The organism is Mycobacterium sp. E3305 (assembly GCF_001666785.1).
Taxonomy (GTDB): domain Bacteria; phylum Actinomycetota; class Actinomycetes; order Mycobacteriales; family Mycobacteriaceae; genus Mycobacterium.
Genome location: NZ_LZJA01000288.1, coordinates 1 through 17,886, shown reverse-complemented (window position 1 = coordinate 17,886; position 17,886 = coordinate 1). Strand labels below are relative to the sequence as shown.

At 66.8% G+C, this 17,886-nt stretch carries 18 protein-coding genes; 7 read left to right on the top strand and 11 right to left on the bottom strand.

Annotation, left to right across the window (positions count from 1 at the left end):
- Positions 1-22: 22 nt before the first annotated feature.
- The 6 genes from A5701_RS24710 to A5701_RS24685 all read right to left on the bottom strand — a co-directional run bounded on the left by A5701_RS24710 (position 23) and on the right by A5701_RS24685 (position 6,495).
- Entirely contained in the window at positions 23-1,927 is a 1,905-nt protein-coding gene (locus A5701_RS24710; RefSeq protein ID WP_067760470.1) for a YhgE/Pip domain-containing protein, read from the bottom strand.
- 2 nt (positions 1,928-1,929) lie between these two features.
- Positions 1,930-2,607, bottom strand: a complete 678-nt coding sequence (locus A5701_RS24705; protein ID WP_067760468.1) for a hypothetical protein — start codon at positions 2,605-2,607, stop codon at positions 1,930-1,932.
- Positions 2,608-2,630: 23 nt separating this feature from the next.
- Positions 2,631-3,248 carry a TetR/AcrR family transcriptional regulator gene (locus tag A5701_RS24700; RefSeq protein WP_067760466.1) on the bottom strand — a complete coding sequence of 206 codons (618 nt, stop codon included), beginning with the start codon at positions 3,246-3,248 and terminating at the stop codon, positions 2,631-2,633.
- A gap of 58 nt (positions 3,249-3,306) precedes the next feature.
- Positions 3,307-4,131, bottom strand: coding sequence for an SDR family NAD(P)-dependent oxidoreductase (locus tag A5701_RS24695; protein WP_067760464.1), 825 nt, complete (start codon positions 4,129-4,131; stop codon positions 3,307-3,309).
- A gap of 109 nt (positions 4,132-4,240) precedes the next feature.
- Positions 4,241-5,461, bottom strand: a complete 1,221-nt coding sequence (locus A5701_RS24690) for a cytochrome P450 (RefSeq protein WP_067760588.1) — start codon at positions 5,459-5,461, stop codon at positions 4,241-4,243.
- A gap of 11 nt (positions 5,462-5,472) precedes the next feature.
- Positions 5,473-6,495, bottom strand: coding sequence for an LLM class F420-dependent oxidoreductase (locus tag A5701_RS24685; RefSeq protein ID WP_067760461.1), 1,023 nt, complete (start codon positions 6,493-6,495; stop codon positions 5,473-5,475).
- Positions 6,496-6,580: 85 nt separating this feature from the next.
- Here A5701_RS24685 and A5701_RS24680 point away from each other — a divergent pair, with 85 nt between their 5' ends.
- Positions 6,581-8,077 (top strand): acyl-CoA carboxylase subunit beta, encoded by a 1,497-nt coding sequence (locus A5701_RS24680; RefSeq protein ID WP_067760459.1) that lies wholly within the window; start codon positions 6,581-6,583, stop codon positions 8,075-8,077.
- A gap of 73 nt (positions 8,078-8,150) precedes the next feature.
- On the opposite strand, the gene A5701_RS24675 is transcribed toward A5701_RS24680, so the two are convergent.
- Genes A5701_RS24675 through A5701_RS24665 form a run of 3 tightly spaced genes read right to left on the bottom strand, consistent with a single transcriptional unit; the run spans position 8,151 to position 10,689 of the window.
- Positions 8,151-9,194 carry a TIGR03857 family LLM class F420-dependent oxidoreductase gene (locus A5701_RS24675; RefSeq protein WP_067760458.1) on the bottom strand — a complete coding sequence of 348 codons (1,044 nt, stop codon included), beginning with the start codon at positions 9,192-9,194 and terminating at the stop codon, positions 8,151-8,153.
- On the bottom strand, positions 9,191-9,571 hold the full coding sequence (locus A5701_RS24670) for a nuclear transport factor 2 family protein (protein WP_067760456.1): 381 nt from the start codon (positions 9,569-9,571) through the stop codon (positions 9,191-9,193). The genes A5701_RS24675 and A5701_RS24670 overlap by 4 nt, the downstream gene beginning before the upstream one ends.
- Entirely contained in the window at positions 9,571-10,689 is a 1,119-nt protein-coding gene (locus A5701_RS24665) for a PHB depolymerase family esterase (RefSeq protein ID WP_067760454.1), read from the bottom strand. Before A5701_RS24665 ends, A5701_RS24670 begins: the two co-directional genes overlap by 1 nt.
- A 149-nt stretch (positions 10,690-10,838) precedes the next feature.
- Between A5701_RS24665 and A5701_RS24660 the strand changes: the two genes are divergently transcribed.
- The 5 genes from A5701_RS24660 (at position 10,839) to A5701_RS24640 (ending at position 15,332) form a co-directional block, all read left to right on the top strand.
- A complete protein-coding gene (locus A5701_RS24660; protein WP_067760452.1) occupies positions 10,839-11,831 on the top strand; it encodes a Rieske 2Fe-2S domain-containing protein in 993 nt (330 codons plus the stop codon).
- Positions 11,828-12,448, top strand: a complete 621-nt coding sequence (locus A5701_RS24655) for a cysteine hydrolase (RefSeq protein ID WP_067760450.1) — start codon at positions 11,828-11,830, stop codon at positions 12,446-12,448. Before A5701_RS24660 ends, A5701_RS24655 begins: the two co-directional genes overlap by 4 nt.
- Positions 12,445-13,065, top strand: a complete 621-nt coding sequence (locus A5701_RS24650) for a PaaI family thioesterase (RefSeq protein WP_067760586.1) — start codon at positions 12,445-12,447, stop codon at positions 13,063-13,065. Before A5701_RS24655 ends, A5701_RS24650 begins: the two co-directional genes overlap by 4 nt.
- 8 nt (positions 13,066-13,073) lie before the next feature.
- Entirely contained in the window at positions 13,074-14,726 is a 1,653-nt protein-coding gene (locus tag A5701_RS24645) for an acyl-CoA synthetase (RefSeq protein ID WP_067760448.1), read from the top strand.
- A 147-nt stretch (positions 14,727-14,873) separates the two neighbouring features.
- Entirely contained in the window at positions 14,874-15,332 is a 459-nt protein-coding gene (locus tag A5701_RS24640; protein ID WP_067760446.1) for a cupin domain-containing protein, read from the top strand.
- 30 nt (positions 15,333-15,362) lie between these two features.
- Here A5701_RS24640 and A5701_RS24635 read toward each other — a convergent pair whose 3' ends face one another.
- Both A5701_RS24635 and A5701_RS24630 read right to left on the bottom strand, forming a co-directional pair.
- A complete protein-coding gene (locus tag A5701_RS24635; protein ID WP_067760444.1) occupies positions 15,363-15,653 on the bottom strand; it encodes a putative quinol monooxygenase in 291 nt (96 codons plus the stop codon).
- Positions 15,650-16,567 carry an alpha/beta fold hydrolase gene (locus A5701_RS24630; RefSeq protein ID WP_067760442.1) on the bottom strand — a complete coding sequence of 306 codons (918 nt, stop codon included), beginning with the start codon at positions 16,565-16,567 and terminating at the stop codon, positions 15,650-15,652. Before A5701_RS24630 ends, A5701_RS24635 begins: the two co-directional genes overlap by 4 nt.
- 323 nt (positions 16,568-16,890) lie before the next feature.
- Here A5701_RS24630 and A5701_RS24625 point away from each other — a divergent pair, with 323 nt between their 5' ends.
- Positions 16,891-17,877 carry a helix-turn-helix domain-containing protein gene (locus A5701_RS24625; RefSeq protein ID WP_067760441.1) on the top strand — a complete coding sequence of 329 codons (987 nt, stop codon included), beginning with the start codon at positions 16,891-16,893 and terminating at the stop codon, positions 17,875-17,877.
- Positions 17,878-17,886: the final 9 nt, after the last annotated feature.

Below are 17,886 nucleotides of genomic sequence, written 5' to 3'. Positions count from 1 at the left end.
ATTGTTGACGCGGAACGTTTGCCTACATCTTGATCGCCGGGATCAGCCTGGTGAGGTTCCACAGGCGATCTCGCCGTGCGGACAGCGATGAGATTGCCAGCGCGACAGCCGTTATCGCAACCAGCACGGTGATCGCTTGCCAGAGCCGTCCGTCGATGCCACCGAGGATGAGCTGGCGCAGCCCGTTGACGCCGTAGGTCATCGGGTCGAAGCGGTGCAGGACCTGGAAGGGCCGCGAAGTGGTCTCCACGGGGTACATGCCGCCGGCGCTGACCAGCTGCAGCATTAGCAGGGCCATGATCAGCACCCGTCCCACCGCTGGGCCGACGAGCGCGTTGATCGCCTGCGTGGCGGCCACGAATGCGGCGGAGATGAGGATCATGAACCCCAGCATCGCGACCGGGTGCACGGCACGCATGCCGAGGGCGAACCGGACCACGCAGTAGAGGACGATCGCCTGGAACAGCGCGATCGTGGCCGCGGGCAGATAGCTGGCGAGCACCACCCGGATTTCGAGCACCTCCGCGGCGATCGCGCGACTCTGCAAGGGCCGCAGCACCATCCACAGCACCAATGCGCCGAAGAACAGCGCCAGCGTCAGGAAGAACGGGGCCATGCCGGTGCCGAAGTTGGGTGCGGCGTTCTCGTGCGAGGCTGCGAGCTGCACCGGCCCACCGATGGTGTCTGCGACCGCGTCCTTTTGCTGAGTCGTCCAGTTGGGCAGCTGGTTGGCCCCCTCGCCGAGCTTGCCGGCCAGCTCGGCGGATCCCGCCTTGAGTTGGTGCGCCCCGTCATCGAGCTTGACTATGCCGCTTGCCAACTCGGCGTTGCCGGAGGACAGCTGCTGGGCGCCGTCGCGGAGCTGCGTGAGCTTGTTCGTCAGCTCCTGCCCCTTGTTGCCGACCTGGTCGAGGGCCGAACCCAGCGGGCTGCCGGGCGTGCGCAGGGCGGAGGTCATCGCGATCGCGGCGTTTTGCGCGTCGGTGAGGCGTTGGCGGATCTGCGGCGTGAACTGATGGCCACGCAGTTGATCCTGGATGCTGCGCAGGTTGTTCGCCAAGGGATCCTGGCGCGCGGCGAGCTGATCGATCACCGGCGACAGCGCGTCAGCGGCACCGTCTTGTGCGGTGGCGATGGCGCCGATCTGGTCGTTGGCCTGCTGCAGCGCGGCAGCGCCCTGTTGCAATTGCTGCGTGTCGCCGCCGACCTGTGACAGCGCCCGGGTCACCGCGAGCAGCGGGTCGGTGGCCTGGTTGATTCCGTCGGACAATTGCTGGGCCCCGGCGGCGAGGCGCGCCGAGCCGGACCTGGCCGTGTCGAGGCCGGCGGCCAGCTGCCCGGCCCCGTCGTCGAGTCGAGCGGCGCCCTCGGCGGCCTGCTTGATGCCCGCGCCCGACGTAACCACCACGGACAGCATGTGATTGACGGCCTGGCCGGAGATCCGGCTGGACACCGCGTTGAGCACCTGGCTGATGGCGGTGCGGCCGATGCTGGTGGAGATGTAGTTGTTGGCGTCGTTGTAGACGGCGATCAGGTTGGCCTTCTTGGGCTGCCCCGTCACCGGCGACGCGATCGCCGCGCTGAAGTCCGGTGGCAGCTCGACCATGAAGTAGTACTTGCCGTGGTCGACTCCGTTGCGCGCTTCGGCCAGGTCCACGACGTGCCAGTCCAACCCGCCGTCCGCGGTCAGGCTCTTGGCGATCTCCTCGCCGGCGTTGAACTGCTCGCCGGAGACGACGGCGCCGCGGTCGGAATTGACCAGGGCCACCGGCATTTTGTTGGTGTGGCCGAAGGGATCCCAGAACGCCCACAGGTACAGCGCCCCGTACACCAGCGGCAGCAGCATCAGCACCACGATCGCCACGCGCGTCAAACGGCTGCGACCGAAACGCTTGATCTCCGAGCCGAATGCAAGTCCAGCCAACATCGTCAATCTCCTCCGGTCAGGACGCGGCGATCGTGAAGCTCGTGCTCGGGTGCGTCGGTGCCGAGCGGGTTGGTGACTCCGACGACGACCGTGCGCTGCTGGGCGATCACGCCGAGCCGTTCCACCGCGATCGCTCGCCGGGAGTTGTCGCGCACTTGCTCGAGGTCGCCGACCACCAGAATCGGACGATTCGACAGCAGCGCGAGCGTGATCCGCAGCAAAAACAGTTCCAGGTCGGACAATTCGACGATGTAGGTGTCCGAAGACGGCGGGGGCATGTCGCCGAAGACCTCCGTCAGCCCGGCCTGACCGGCTTGCGGCGGCACCAGCGAATACCACGGCGCCAGCCACCGGCGTTGCTCGGCGAGTACGGTCGCCACGGTCACCGACTCTTCGAGTTCATCGATGTCGTCGAAGGCCGCTATCGCGCACCGGCGGCGGATCGCGCGCGGCGTCGTTTCGCCGAGCACGCTCAACGAGCCGTGACTGGCCTTGAAGCGTCCCGCGATCGTCAACAACAGCGTTGTCTGACCCGGGCCCCCGGGCATCTGAATGGCGTGGAACCCCGGCGTCAGGGCCAGGTCGACCCCCGAGAACAGCGGTCCGTGCTCACCGTCGACCCCCAATCCGGCGGCGGTGATCACCGGTGCGATGTCGTCCGGTTCGTCTTTGACATCCATGGTGTGACTTTCCCTGATCTCCTTCAAACCGGAATCGATTTCAGCAGTGCGGTGATCAGTTGCGCGAGCAGATCGGGGTTGATGGTTCCGGGACGCAGCACCTCTTCCATCGCGACGCCCAGGTTGAGGGTGACGACGAGCTGGGCGATGTCGGTCAGCCGCCGGTCGCCCGGCACGGTGTCGGTCGATTCGACGATGTGCAGCGCCTGGTCGGCAGCGGCGCGACGGCGCTCGATCAGGCGCCCCCGAAGCTGCGGATCGCGCTGGGCGCGCAGCCAGTACTCGACGAGCAGCACGTAGTAGTCGGAATGGTCGCGGACCGAGTCGAGCACCGACCGGCTCACCTCACGCGCGGCCGCGGCGGTGTCGCCGTCGCTGCGGTCGAGCGCTATCGCGATCTGCTCGCCGCGCAGCTCGAACTCGCGGTCGAGCAGGCTCAGGAACAGCTCGTCCTTCGACTCGAAGTTGGAGTAGACCGCGCCCTTGGTGAAGCCCGCGGCCTGACCGATCGCGTCGATGGTGGCACCGGCGAAACCCTCGGCGGCGAACACCTTCGACGCCGCGTCCAGGATCCGGTCGCGAACCTCGCCGCGGGTGGGGCGGGTGCGATGCGGTTTGACGGGCGACATGTGCAGTAGCATACCCGTCAGTATCGGTTAGATACTAATGAGTATCGAAGATCACCCGCGCGCGGAATCGTCAGCCGAGCCTGGCCGCGGTGCGCTCCCACAGCTGGGCGGCCAATCGCGGGTCGTTTGCCAGGCGACTGGTCTTGGCGATCTTGCGCTTGGCGTAGTAGGCGCCGGGCGTCCACTCCGATACGGGCGCGCTCGACGCCAGCCGCACCAACTGGTCGGCGCCCTGGTCCGGGCTCGAGATGAAGAGCACCGCCGGGGTGTACCGCTGCATGAACACGAGAAATCGCGAACCCGAGGCAATGCCGATGTTGGAGTTGACGTTGCCGGGATGCACGGCCGCGACGGAAAGACCGGCGTCATGGTAGCGCCGATGTAATTCCTTGGTGAACAACACGATTGCGAACTTCGAGAACGCGTAGGCAGCGGCGGGGCGGCGGCTGGCGGTGTTCTCCAGGTCGTCGACGGTGGCACGGAAGACCAGCTTGTGCGACGAGCTGGTCGTGTTGACGACCGTGGCGCGGGACTCCAGCAGCACATCCAGCAATCGGGTGGTCAACAGGAACGGCGCCAGGTAGTTGACCTGATAGGTGCGTTCGTAGCCGTCCGACGTCAGCTCGATCTTGCTGGCCATCCTGCCCGCATTGTTGAGCAAAACGTCGATGCGCGGGTGCTGCGAACGCAAATTGTCCGCCAGCGCCCGCACCTGGGATAGGTCGGCGTAGTCGACGACGAAGTAGTCCGCGCCCAATTCGGTGGCCACCGCGGCGGTCTTGGTTTGGGAGCGGCCCACCACGACGATCCGGGCGCCGGTGCGACTGAGGCGACGAGCCGCAGCGGCACCGATGCCGTCACTGGCACCCGTGATGACAATCGTCCTGCGCGTCATTGCGAGACCTCCACGCCGGAGTGTAGCGATCACGCGATAAGCGGGGCGCTCATCGACGCGAGGGCCATTCAGCGCTGATGGCTGTCTGCCGCGAATAGAGCTGGGAAAGTCAGGCCAGCGAGTACCGCACCGGCAGGTGCTTCAGGCCGCCCACGAAGGTGGTGGCGACCAACTCCGGATCACCGATCAGCTCAATGGATTTGAGCCTCGGCAGTAGCTCGGTGAAGAAGCTGTTGACCTCCATACGGGCCAGGGCCGCGCCCATGCAGAAGTGCACGCCGTACCCGAAGGCCAGGTGCTTGTTGGGGTCGCGCCCGACATCGAAGCGGAACGGGTCGGTGAACACGTCCTCGTCGCGATTGGCCGACACATAGGACAGCAGCACGGAATCGCCCGCGGCGATCGGCACTCCGCGCACGGTGGTGTCCGCGTTGGCGGTGCGCATGAATTCCTTGACGGGCGTGACCCAGCGGATCATCTCCTCGGTGGCCAATGGCATCAGGTCGAGATTCGCCTGCAGCCGCTCGAGCTGGTCGGGGTTTTCGATGAGTGCTTGCAGCCCACCGGAAATGGTCGCGCTGGTGGTGTCGTGACCGGCGGTGGCCACGATCAGGTAATAGGACACCGTGTCGATGTCCGACAGCGGTTCCCCGTCGACGCGGGCGTTGGCGATCGCGGAGGCGAGATCGTCGGTCGGGTGTTCGCGGCGCGCCTCGGTGACCCCGTTGAAGTACTGGAACATGTCGAACAACGCAGGCAGCTGGTCCTCGTTGGAGCTGCCGCGCTTGAATTCGGAGTCGTCGCTGCCGAACAATTCCTGGGTGAGCTTGAGCATCCGGGGGAAGTCGGCCTCCGGCAGGCCCAGCAGTGACATGATCACGAACAGCGGGTAATTGACCGCCACCTCCTGGACGAAGTCACACTCGGGACCCGCGGCCATCATCTTGTCGACATAGATCTTGGCGAGCTCGTCGACCCGAACCTTCAACGCCCGCATCGCCTTTGGCCGGAACCAGTCGGATCCGATCGCGCGTACCACCCGGTGCTGCGGATCGTCGAGGTGGATCAGCGTGCGCACGCCCGCGGCCGCCTGCATCTCGTCGCCCTCGGCGGTGGTCAGCACCGGGCGCGGCCAGTTGGTGAACAACATGTTCTCGCGCTCGATGTCCATGATGTCGGCGTGCTTGGTGATCGCCCAGAACGGTTTATAGTCCGGCACCTCGACCCACGACACCGGCGCGTTGGCGCGCAGGTGAGCCAGCGCCGCGTGCAGCCGCTCCTCGTAGGTGTACGCCAGTGGATCGGCCAACAACTTCCCGGCGTCGTCCATCGTCGTGGTGCTCACTGGCGAAACTCCTTCATCGCGGCGGTGATACAGGTTTGCGAAGCGGTCATGAAGATCGGCAGGACGCGGTCGACGACACCCTCACAGCGGTCTCGCAGCGCGGCGCCGACCTCGTCGACCGGCCCGACGACCGCGAAGGTCGCCAGCATTTCGTCGTCGATCAGCTTGGCCATCGCGTCCCACTCCCCCTGCTTGGACAGCCGGTTCAACTCGGCGTGCAGGTCGCCCCAGCCGTGCAGCTCGAGAACCTTGCGGTAGGCCGGCGTCGACCCGTAGAAGGCGATCTGCTTGCGCACCGCGGCCGTCGCGGTCTGCAGCTCGGCGTCGCTCTCGCCGGTGGCCACCAGCACCTCGGCCGACAACTCGACGTCGCCGCGCCGGCGGCCGGCCCGCCGCAGGCCGCGTAACAGCGCGGGCGCGGTGACCTCGGTGATGTAGCGCTTGGACACCATCGGGTGGCCCAGGTGTCCGTCGGCGACCTCGCCGCACATCTCTGTCATCACCTCACCGACCGCGGCGACGAACACCTTCGGCATCGGATAGGGCTGCGGCTCGGGGGTGAACATCGGCGTCATGATCTTGTGGGTGTAGAACTCGCCCTCGAAACGCAGCTTGCCGCCGTCGCGCCAGGCGTCCCAGATCGCGTGCAGCGCCGAGACGAACTCCCGCATGCGCCGGGCCGGGTGGCTCCACGGCATGCTGAACCGCTTTTCGATGTGGGGCTGAATTTGAGTGCCCAGCCCGAGGATGAACCGGCCTTTCGAATACGCCTGCAGATCCCAACCGATGTTGGCGACGATCATCGGGTTGCGGGCGAACGCCACGGCGATGTTGGTCCCGATTTCCAGCCGCTTCGTGTGCTCGGCGGCCAGCAGCAGCGGCAGGAATGGGTCGTGGCTGGTTTCGGGCGTCCATCCGCCGTCGTAGCCCTGCCGTTCCAGGGCGACCGCCGCGTCGGCCGCGCGAGCGAGTTGATTGGGGATGCCCCCGTCGACCTTGAGTCGGGCGGCGTCGGCCATGCGGGTAACTTTACAGTAAGCAATCCAGTATGTGACCCTGCAGATCCGCTCACCAGACGAAACTTGCATGAGGTAGGACAGAGGCATGTCGAAAGCCCAGGACTGGGGAGAAACGCTCGACGATCTCGGGCGGCGCCGTGAGCGTGCGTGGGGCATGGGTGGTACCGAACGGCTCGACAAGCACCGCGGCAAGGGCAAGCTCGACGCCCGGGCGCGCATCGAGCGCCTCCTCGACCCGGGGACGTTCCGAGAAATCGGGACGCTGGTCGGCGGCGAGATCGCGGCCGACGGGCTGGTCGTCGGCTCCGGGTTGATCAACGGTTCGCCGGTGATGCTGGGCTCGGAGGACTTCACCACCATGGCCGGCAGCATCGGACCGGGCGGCAACTCCAAGCGCTACCGCATCGCCGAACTCGCGCTGCGCGACAAGGTTCCCCTGGTGATGTTGCTGGAAGGCGCGGGCTTCCGACCTGGCGGTGGACATTACGGCCGCGCCCCCACCGACCTGCTCGCGCAGGCGCAGTGCTCGGGCCGGGTGCCGACCGTCGCCGCCGTGCTCGGCCCCTCGGCCGGACACGGCGCGCTCGTCGCCCCGGTCTGCGACTTCCGGATCATGAGCGCGCAGGGCGCGATCTTCACCGCCGGCCCGCCGGTCGTCAAAGAGTCCACCGGAGAGGAGATCTCGAAGGAGGATCTCGGCGGGCCCGGCACCGCCGTGCCGAGCGGGGTGATCCACAACGTCGCCGAAGACGACGAGGCCGTGATCGCCGACATTCGGCGGTACCTGTCGTATTTCCCGCCGAGCGCGTGGTCCTACCCGGCGCAGCTACCGCCCGACGAGGCCGGCGAGCAGCGCGCGACGCCCGAACTGCTCGACATCGTCTCGCGCGACAACCGCCGCGTCTACGACATGCGCGCCGTGCTCGACGTGGTCTTCGACCGGCCCGACTGGTTCGAGGTGCAGCCGCGGTACGGCAAGGCGATCATCTGCGCGCTGGCCCATCTCGGTGGCCACCCGGTCGCGGTCGTCGCCAATCAGCCCAACGTGCTCGCGGGCTCCATCGACGCCGACGCGGCGGACAAGGCGGCGCACTTCATCATGGTGGCCGACTCGTTCCACCTGCCCATCGTCTTCCTTGCCGACAACCCCGGCATGCTGCCCGGCAGTCGGTCCGAACGCAGCGGGGTGCTGCGCGCCGGTGCGCGGATGTTCGCCGCGCAGACGGCGGCAACCACGGTCAAGTTGCACGTCACCCTGCGCAAGGCATACGGATTCGGCTCGATGGTCATGTCGCTGCTCGGTTTTGACCACCAGAGCGCGACGTTCGCCTACCCCGGGGCGACCATGGGCGCGATGAGCGCGGCCGCGCTGGGCCGGGCGACCCATGCCGGCGAGGACATCACCGCGAAGCTGCGTGACGCCGAGTTGCAGGCGTCGTATCGCTCGGCCGAACATCTGGGATTCGACGAACTCATCGATCCCCGCGAGACCCGTGATGCCCTACTCGGTGCACTGCTTCGCGGGCTGTCCAGCCGACAGGCCGCGGCGGAGCCGGTCAGCCGGACCGTCATCCTGCCCTGAGGTTCTGTCGCGAGCGTGCGTGTTGGTACGGCGACACGCCGCAATCGGCGTACAACTGCGCACCCTCGCGGAGCTAATCCACCGCCCGGTACGCGCTGACGACAGGCTCGAGCTCCTCCGGCGTGGCGCCGTGCATGATCACCGCGTCGGCCCCGTAGTCGAATTCCTTGCGAACACGGTCCGCGCATTGCCGGGCCGAACCGGTGGCCGACGGCTCCAGCCATTCGTCCGGGATCAGCGTCGCGATGTGCTCGATCTGCTCGGCCGTGGCCTTGTGGTCGATCCCGCCCGCGATCGACGTCACCACGGGGTCTTCCCGGAAGCGTTGCAGCACAGCCGGATCCCACTCGTTCGTCCGCACCATCAGGTCGCCGTAGCCCTGCAGATAGGTGGCCAGACGCGCGACAGTCTTCTTGAGCCGCAGCTCCTCGGGCAGGTGATCACCCACCGTGGCGAAGCACGACCACACCCGCACGCTGTCCGGATCGCGGCCGGCCTTCTCCGCCGCGGACTTGACGGTCTTGACGCAGCGTTGCAGCGTCTCGGGCGTGAAGTAGGTGTGCAGGATGACGTCGTCGAACACCCGGCCCCCGAGGTCGAGGGTGTTGGGCCCGAAAGCCACCAGCGCCAACCGGATGTCCTCGTTGAAGTCAGGGTCGAGGAACAGGATCGGGTACTTGCCCATCGGTCCGTCGTGGTTGAAGATCAGTTCGCCATGCCACAGGCGGCGCATGACCTGGGCCCAGTCCTCCATCTGCGCGGTCGTGACCGCCGGTATGCCGAAGGCCCCATAGATCGCCGCGATGCCCCGGCCGATCCCCAGCGTGAAGCGCCCGCCGGAGAGCCGGTGCATGGTGGTGGCCCACGACCCGGTGATCAGCGGGTGGCGGGTGTTGTGATTGGTTGCCGCGGTGGCGATCTGCATCCGGGTCGTCACGGCGCACGCGGCCCCCGTCAGGGATGACGCCTCTTTGACGTTCCAGCGTTCGGAGATGAACGCGGTGCCGAAGCCGAGCTCCTCGCCGCGGCGGGCCTCGTCGATCAGCGTCGCCGGCCCCTCTCCGCCGGCACCCGCCAGCAGGTAGTAGCCCAACTCATCGAGAGTGCGCTCATTCAACTCCAAACTCCTTGCTGGTAGCCGCAATTCCAGACCTCGGTGATCTTTCCGTCGACGACGCGGAACACCTCGATGCTGGCGACGTTGGTTATGGTGCCGTCCTTGGTAGTCATCGACGAGTCGTAGACGATGGCCACGTGCTGGCCGTCGTCGCCGGCGGCGACGACGTTCAGATCGAAGCGCAACGTGTCGAACATCGCCCAGACGTCCCTCACCCGGCTGACCGCCTGTTCGCGGGTGAGTGTGTGCGCCTCACCCACCCCGTGCCGAATCACCTTGTCGGCGAACAGTTCTTCGGCCAGGGTCAGGTTCTGCTCGTTCCAGACGACCAGGTTGTAGAGCTCGACCACCTCACGTGCCGAGCGCGGAGCCCCCATCAGCCGGCCACCTCGCGCAGGAACCCCTCGGTCACCTTCTGCACCCGCCGGGAGAAGATGTGCCCGACGTGGCTGCCGTCATACCAGTACAGCCGGCCACCCCAGCGCTCCTGCAATTCGACCGTGGGATCGCGCATCGCCATCCGGTCGTGCCACGCGCCGACGATGAGCCGGCGATGCGGCGGCGGTGCCGGATCCACCCGCAACGGGTCGATCACCGAGGTCAGCTTCGCCACCTCCGGAGAGGCCAGCAGGTCGCGGAATTCGTCCCGCGACGACCCCCAGCGCCCCAAGTGCCGCGCGATCATCGCGTTCAGCCCCAGGATCGGCGTATACAGCGCCACCGCGTCGACCTGCCTCTCCAGGTGCGACACCAGCGCCGCGACCGGAGTGCCCATCGAAACACCGGCCACCACAACGGCGCTCGCCTGCGGTTGTGCCCAGCGCACCAGCGCTCGGATCTCCGACACCGAGCGCATCATGCCGGCGACGTTGCCCAGGGGGTCCATGTCGGGGTACGCGGGCCATTCCCGGCGCCGGCAGCCGTGACCGGGCTGCACCGGCAATGCGACGTTGAAACCCAATTGGCGATGTATCCGGCCGATGCGGGTCAACAGCAGGTCTTCCGTGCCACCCTGACCGGCGCCGTGCACCCAGATGAGCCACGGTCTTGGGCCATCAGCGTGCCGGCACAGGTGCACCACCGCCCTGGCCGGCCCGCCCAGGCCTTCGGCCTGCAACGTTGGCGGCAACGCCGGATCGTGCTCGAACGCCAGCCGCTCGTAGGCCAAATTACCGACGCGTCGCCGCCGCACGGAGGTTGCGCGCAGCGGCACCGGTTCCCCGTGCGCACGGTCGATGCCCAGGGCCGACAACTCCTCGGCCGCCGCCGTGCAGCCGGACAGCGGCCGCATCGCCGCCGGGCCGCCGCCGAGTAGTGAAAAGCCGCTCAGCACAAGCTCGTCCAACATGACCTCGCCGAACTGCCGCACGCCTCGCGGCGACACCGGAGCCCAGCCGGTCGATTCGTTCAGGCCGGCCACCGTCCGGGGTAGCAGCATGCCGAGCTCGCGGGTCGCCTCCTTGGCGAGCCCCAGTCCGCGCGTCACCTTCGACATGGCGTGCGGTCGGAGACGCCGGCGCCGATGACGACGACGTCGACCCGGATGTCAGCCGCTTCAGTCACTTCACTCCTTGCCGTGCACGGACCGGACTGCTGAAATCTATACTGTAACGGACTTAGTATCAGGCAATCGGAGGCTGCAGCGTGAAAGTCCCCTTCACCTGGAAGGTCACCGGGTGGTTCATGGTCGGGTGGTCCCCCGAGTTCCCCGTCGGCGAGGTGCGGCCGCTGAAGTACTTCGGTGAGGACCTGGTCGCCTACCGCGACGAATCCGGCGAGCTGCATGTCCTCGAAGGGCACTGCAAACACCTCGGCGCCCACATCGGCCACGGCGGCAAGGTGCTCGGCGACTGCGTCGAGTGTCCCTTCCACGGCTGGCGCTGGGGTCCGGACGGCACCAACCGGTACATCCCCTACCAACCGGACCGCCCAAACCGCGCCCTGCGGCTGCGGGTGTACCCGGTGTGCGAGCAACACGACTGCGTGTTCATCTGGCACCAGCCCGACGGCAAGGAGCCGCAGTGGGAGATGCCGGACATCTTCGGAAAATTTCCGCAGTTCGAGACCGACCCGGCGGCCTACTACCGCGCGTATCCGGAGTTCTCCCGGCGCACCGAGCGCGAACCGGTGCATCCGCAGATCGTCGCGGAGAACGCCCCCGACAGCGCCCATTTCGAATACGTGCACCACGCCACGGTGACCCCGAGGGTGCTGGACTGGAAGATCGTGGATCACGAGTGGCAGTTCGTGGCCGGGTGGCCCGACGCGCGCAGCGACGACCCCGACGACCTGGCGCTGCGGTTCCACAGCCACCTGTTCGGCCTGGGCGGGGCGATCAGCGTCTTCGAGGGGGCGCAGAACCATCGGCTGATCTTCACCTGCACGCCGGTCGACGACGAGTGTTCGGACCTGTTCTACTCGATCTGGTGGCCACGGGTCCCCGGCGACACCGCCGACGTACCGCAGGGCAAGCTGCGCGACATCATCAAAAAGCAGTTCCTGTCCACCGTGTTCGACGATCTGCAGATCTGGCGCTACCAGAAGTACGTGGAGAACCCGGCGTTGTCCAAGGCCGACGCGAAAGGGTATATGGCACTGCGGAAATGGGCCAGACAGTTCTACGAAGTGCCGGCATGACACCGAAACTCGCCGACATCGCGGCGCCCGCGCGCACCGCGATCGTCACGCAGGAGTGCCAGGGGGCGGTCATCGGCCCCGACGCCGGTTTGGCGATGCTGGCGCAGGAGGCACGCCGGGTCGCGCTGCCCAATATCGTCCGGCTGCTGCCGGCGGCCCGGGCGGCCGGGGTACGCGTCGTGCACTGCCTGGTGCAACGACGCCCCGACGGGCTGGGCTCCAACCACAACGCCAAGATTTTCGCCATGGGGCACGGCCAGGTCGACATCGCCCCGGGCACCCCGGGGGCGGCCGTGTTACCCGAATTAGGGCCGGAGCCAAGCGATCTGGTGCTCAGCCGCTGGCACGGCGTCGGGCCGATGGGCGGCACCGACCTGGACGCGATCCTGCGGAATCTCGGGGTGTCGACCATCGTCGTCGTCGGGGTGTCGCTGAACATCGCCATCCCCAACGTCGTGATGGACGCGGTCAATGCCGCCTATCGCGTCATCGTTCCCCGGGACGCCGTTGCCGGCATACCCACCGAATACGGAGAGGCCATCATCGCCAACACACTGTCGCTGCTCGCGACCATCACCACCACCGACGAGTTGCTCAGCGTGTGGACGCGGCGATGACCGACACCGCACCCGGGGTTCGCGGCGGATTCCCCGACATCAAGCCGGCCGAACACGCGCCCCCCGGGCTGGGCCGATTCGTCGCCGCGACGCGCCGCCTGCAGGATCTGACCCTCGCCAGCAACCCGGACGCCGCGGCATGGACCGCCGCGGCCCGGCTCGTCGAAGACGCCTGCGCCCTGCTGGACGGCCACCAGGTGCCCGAAGGCATGGCGCCGGCGGGCCGCGTCATCGAACTCCCCGGCCTCGGCCACCCGCTCTTGCCACCCTGGACGATCTCAGAATCCGGTCCGGATGGCGTCACGATGGCGGGCCACTTCACCCGCGCGCATGTCGGCGGAAACAACGCCGTGCACGGCGGCATGATCCCGCTGTTCTACGACTGGCTGTTCGGGATGGTGGTCTCCACCGCCGGCACTCCCCCCACCCGGACCGCGTACCTGCATGTCGACTACCGAAACATCACGCCGATCGACGAGCCGCTGAGCGCCCACGGCAGCATCACCGACATCGAGGGCAGGAAGATCTTCATCTCCGCTACGATGACGGCCGCTGATGGCACGCTGCTCACCGAGGCCAACGGCCTGATGGTCCGCCTCCTCCCCCACCAGCCATGAGAGGCCTGATGTCCGACACAGCAACACAATTCACCGTCCCCGCCGTCGCGGCGGCCGTTGCGGCCGCGATTCCCGACCGGGAGCTGCTGATTCAGGGTGAACGGCGGTACAGCTATTCACAGGTGATCGAGCGGTCCCACCGCCTCGCCGCTTACCTGCATTCCCGCGGGCTCGGGTGCCACACCGAACGCGCCGGCCTGCCGGGCCACGAGACCGGCCAGGACCTCCTCGGCATCTACGCCTACAACGGAAACGAATTCGTCGAGGCGTTGCTGGGCTCCTTCCAGGCCAGAGTCGCCCCGTTCAACGTCAACTTCCGATACGTCAAGAGCGAGCTGCAGTATCTGTTGGCGGATTCGGGGGCGACCGCGCTGATCTACCATGCCGCGTTCGCGCCACGGGTGGCCGAAATCCTGCCGGACCTCCCGCAGCTGCGGGTTCTGATTCAGATCGCCGACGACTCCGGCAACGACTTGATTTACGGCGCAGTGGATTACGAGAGCGCCCTCGCGTCCTGCGCACCCGAACCGCCACCGGTGCAGAATTCACCGGACGACCTCTACGTCCTGTACACCGGCGGGACGACGGGAATGCCCAAGGGCGTGCTGTGGCGCCAGCACGACATCTTCATGACCTCTTTCGGCGGCCGCAACCTGATGACCGGCGAGCCGTTCGGGTCCGTCGAGGAGATCGCGGCCGGCGTGCTGGCGGGCCCCGGCACCAAGTTGATGATCCTGCCCCCGCTGATGCACGGCGCGGCCCAGTGGAGCGTGATGACGGCCATCACCACCGGGCAGTCTGTCGTCTTCCCCTCGGTCGTCGATCGTCTCGACGCCGACGAGGTGGTCCGCACCATCGAGCGCGAGCGCGTGAGCGTGGTGACGGTGGTCGGTGACGCGATGGCCCGCCCGTTGGTCGCCGCCATCGAGAAGGGGATCGCCGACGTGTCGTCGCTGGCCGTGGTGGCCAATGGGGGCGCGTTGCTCACCCCGTTCGTCAAGCAACGGTTGATCGAAGTCCTGCCGAACGCCATCGTGGTCGACGGTGTCGGGTCCTCCGAAACCGGCGCGCAGATGCACCACATGTCCACTTCCGGGGCGGTGTCTACGGGCACTTTCAACGCCGGACCGGACACGTTCGTGGCGGCCGAGGATTTGGCCACCATCCTGGCGCCCGGCCACGACGGCATGGGCTGGCTGGCGCAACGCGGTTACGTCCCACTGGGCTACAAGGGCGATGCCGCCAAGACCGCCAAGACATTTCCGGTCATCGACGGAGTGCGATACGCGATTCCCGGCGACCGGGCCCGTCACCAAGCCGATGGCAAGATCGAGCTGCTGGGCCGCGATTCGGTGACGATCAACTCCGGCGGTGAGAAGATCTTCGTCGAGGAGGTCGAGACCGCGATCGCGTCGCACCCCGCGGTGGCCGACGTGGTCGTCGCCGGACGGCCCAGCGAGCGGTGGGGGCAGGAGGTCGTCGCCGTCGTCGCGCTGGCCGAGGGCGCTCATGCGGACGCCGAGGAGTTGGTCGCCCACGCCGGGCAATCGCTGGCCCGCTACAAGCTGCCCAAGGCGATCGTGTTCCGGGCGGCAATCGAGCGCAGCCCGTCGGGCAAGGCGGATTACCGGTGGGCGCGCGAGCAGGCGGTGAACGGCTGACAGCGAAGGTCGACCGCCGCTTGGCGCCGTCCGTCGCGGTCTCCACCGCAAATGCGTTGACAATGACCTGATTTGATCGCTGATTGTCTCGAATTCGTCCCGGGCGGAGCGATTGTTGAACCGCTCCGGAGGTCTACGCTCGACTGCATGACCGGCCCCGACGGTTTTCATCCCGACTTCACCCCCAATGCCCAGCAGCATGTACCGCGCAATCGCGTCCGCCACGTCAAGTCAACCGAACTTGATGGCACCACAGCGCAGACGGACGGCATGCAGCGCTTCGCCGCGTTGAGTGGATCCACGGTGGGTAGCGAGAAGCTGTGGATGGGAGAAACCTTGGCGTCGCCGGGCAGCGCCTCGGCCAACCACCACCACGGTGATTCCGAGACGATGATCTACGTCCGCAGCGGCCATCCGGAGTTTGTGTTCTTCGACGGGGAGCGCGAGGTTCGGGTCCGGACCGATCCCGGCGATTACGTCTTCGTACCCCCACATCTGCCCCACCGTGAGGAGAACCCCGATCCAAACACGCCGGCGGAGTTGGTCATTGCCCGCAGCAGCCAGGAGGCGATCGTCGTCAATCTGCCGGCGCTGTATGCGCTGTAGCGGTCTCCACCCGCGCTCGCGGCCCAGGGCTCAGCGCGGGATCTCGGTGTAGTGGTGTTCCTCGTAATCGGACTTCAAGTATCCGTTGACGGTGTCGTTGAAGTCGATCCAATGTGACGTCTTGCCATGGGCGTTAAGGCTCTCTTGCGAGGCCCAATGTTCGACGAGGACGTAGCTGTAAGGATCATGGGCGTTGCGCCACAGTTGATACAGGCTGCAGCCGTCTTCCTTGTTGGACTCGACCACCATGTGGTTCAACAGCTTCAGAAACTCGGCTTCGTGCGCTTGCGCCACGTCGAAGAAGACATTCAAGATGATCATGCCGCGCGTCCCTTCGTACCGCCGGTTGTCTCGATGAATTCGCGCAGGCACGACAGGAGCGTCTCGGGTTGTTCCTCGGCGATCCAGTGTCCCGAATCTTGGATTGGCCGGACCGTGACGTTGTCGGCGACCTCCGAGAGCATGGCCTCGGCGATCGGTACGAAGAAGCTCGCGGTCCCGCCGAGTCCGAGAACTGGCAGCGTGAGCTTGCCCTGCTCCGCCAGAATGCGTCGGTTGTCGGACGCGTCCTGCTCGAAGGCGCGGAACAGTTCAAGGCCCGCACGCATGGCTCCGGGGGCCGTGTAGTCAGCCACGTACCGCTGCGCGTCCGATATCGAGATCGCGTCGGGATTGGCGCTCAGGCGCTGGTAGAACGAACGTAGATAAGGGAATTCGCTGCCAGCGATCAGAGTCTCGGCGACGTTGTCGGCCGCGCCGTGTAGGTGAAAGTGCCAGAGTCTATTTGAGCTGTAGTTGGTGGTGGCCACGCTCTCATACGCATTGGTCCCCGGGATCGGCGCCTCCATGAGCACAAGACGTTCGACGCCGGTCGAGTACAGGCAGGCGTAGGCGTAGGCGACCATCAGCCCGAGGTCGTGGCCTACCAAGGTGATGGGCTGCTGCACACCGAGATGGTCGAGCAGGGCCTTGATGTCGCCTGCCATGGTTTGTTTGTCGTAACCGCCGGCGGGCTTGGATGACCCCCCGGCGCCTCGGTAGTCGGGAGCGACGACAAACCAGCCGTCCTCGTGCAAGGGCCCCATGACATGGCGCCATTCCCACCAGGTTTGGGGCCAGCCGTGCAGCAGCACCAAGGCCCGATCGTCGCCACCGTGACTCGGCGGGGTGCCCACGGTCACGTAATGGATCCGGACATCCGCGTGGTCGAACATGTTGTGGTTGAACGTGGGCATCGCTGTCCCCCTCCACGGTAGAAGGCTGCTACGGAGGCCTTCCGGACTCTTGAAGGCGATGGTAGAAGCGCTCGCGTTTGGTTAATCGCTCCTGGCTGGAATCGATCGGTGATTGACCAGTTCTCCTCGACGGCACGCCGAACACCATCGGGCCACGGGCTCCGAGGAGCGGCATTCCGTGTTAGCGGAATGCCGGGGACACCGCGGCGGGCGACGCGTGCGACGGCGCCTGGCCCGACGCTTGGCGGCCTCGCGGGTCCGGTTTTAGGATTGCGATCACGCAACGGGAGCGCTCACCTGCCAGGTGAAAGGAAGTCTTCCCCATGGCCATCGTCCTCGATACCGACGCCGTCGACCCGGTGGAACGCTCCGATTACATGCATTGGGCCATGGGCGCGGCCATGGTGTCCGTCGAGTGGCATTGGGTGGAAGACGGCCCGGGCGCGACCGCTCATGGGCTGGTCACTCCGCTCGGTGACCTGACCGTCTGTGTCGGAGAGACGACCGCCAACAGGGTGGTCCGGACACCAGCGCTGGCGCGCGATGGCGCCGAGCCCACGGTCTTCGTCAATCTGCAGCTCGCCGGTACCGCGATGGTGGTGCAGGAGGACAGGGAGGCGGTTCTGCACCCCGGTGCGATGGCGCTGTACGACTCCAGCGCCCCCTACACACTGCTCAACGCCGAGGGCATGGGCGGGGAGTTCTTCCAGATCCCCCACTCCGCGCTCGCTTTGCCGACTGAACTGATCCGCAAAGCGTGCGCCGTGCCGCTTATCCCTGAGCATCCGCTGGCCACGTTGACCTTCGATCACCTCCGGCGTGTGGCCGCCGATCCGAGCCTGTTCACCGCGGTCAACGGCGATCTCGTCGCGCACCCGAGCATCGAACTGCTTCGCGCGGTGATCACGACCCAGTTGGGCTATGCAGAGCGCGCGGCCGAACCCCTCGCCAACACGCTGGTCGTCCGGATTCTGGACTACGTGTCTCGACATCTGCGTGATCCGGAGCTCAACGCCGAACGCATCGCCGCGGCACACTTCGTCTCGGTGCGGCATCTGTACAAAACGTGCGCCGACGCCAACATCAGCCTGGCCGAGTACATCCGTACCCGGCGGTTGGAAGCCGCGCGCCACGAGCTGGGCCGGAGCGACGCGACGGTGACCATCGCCAGTGTCGCGCGCCGGCACGGATTCTCCGACATGTCGAGTTTCAGCCGCGCCTTCCGCGCCGCATACGGACTGTCCCCGCGGGACCCTTACTGCGGTGTGGCAGAAGAAAACTCCGTCTCAGCGCCGGCACGCAGGCGGTGACCGCGCCAG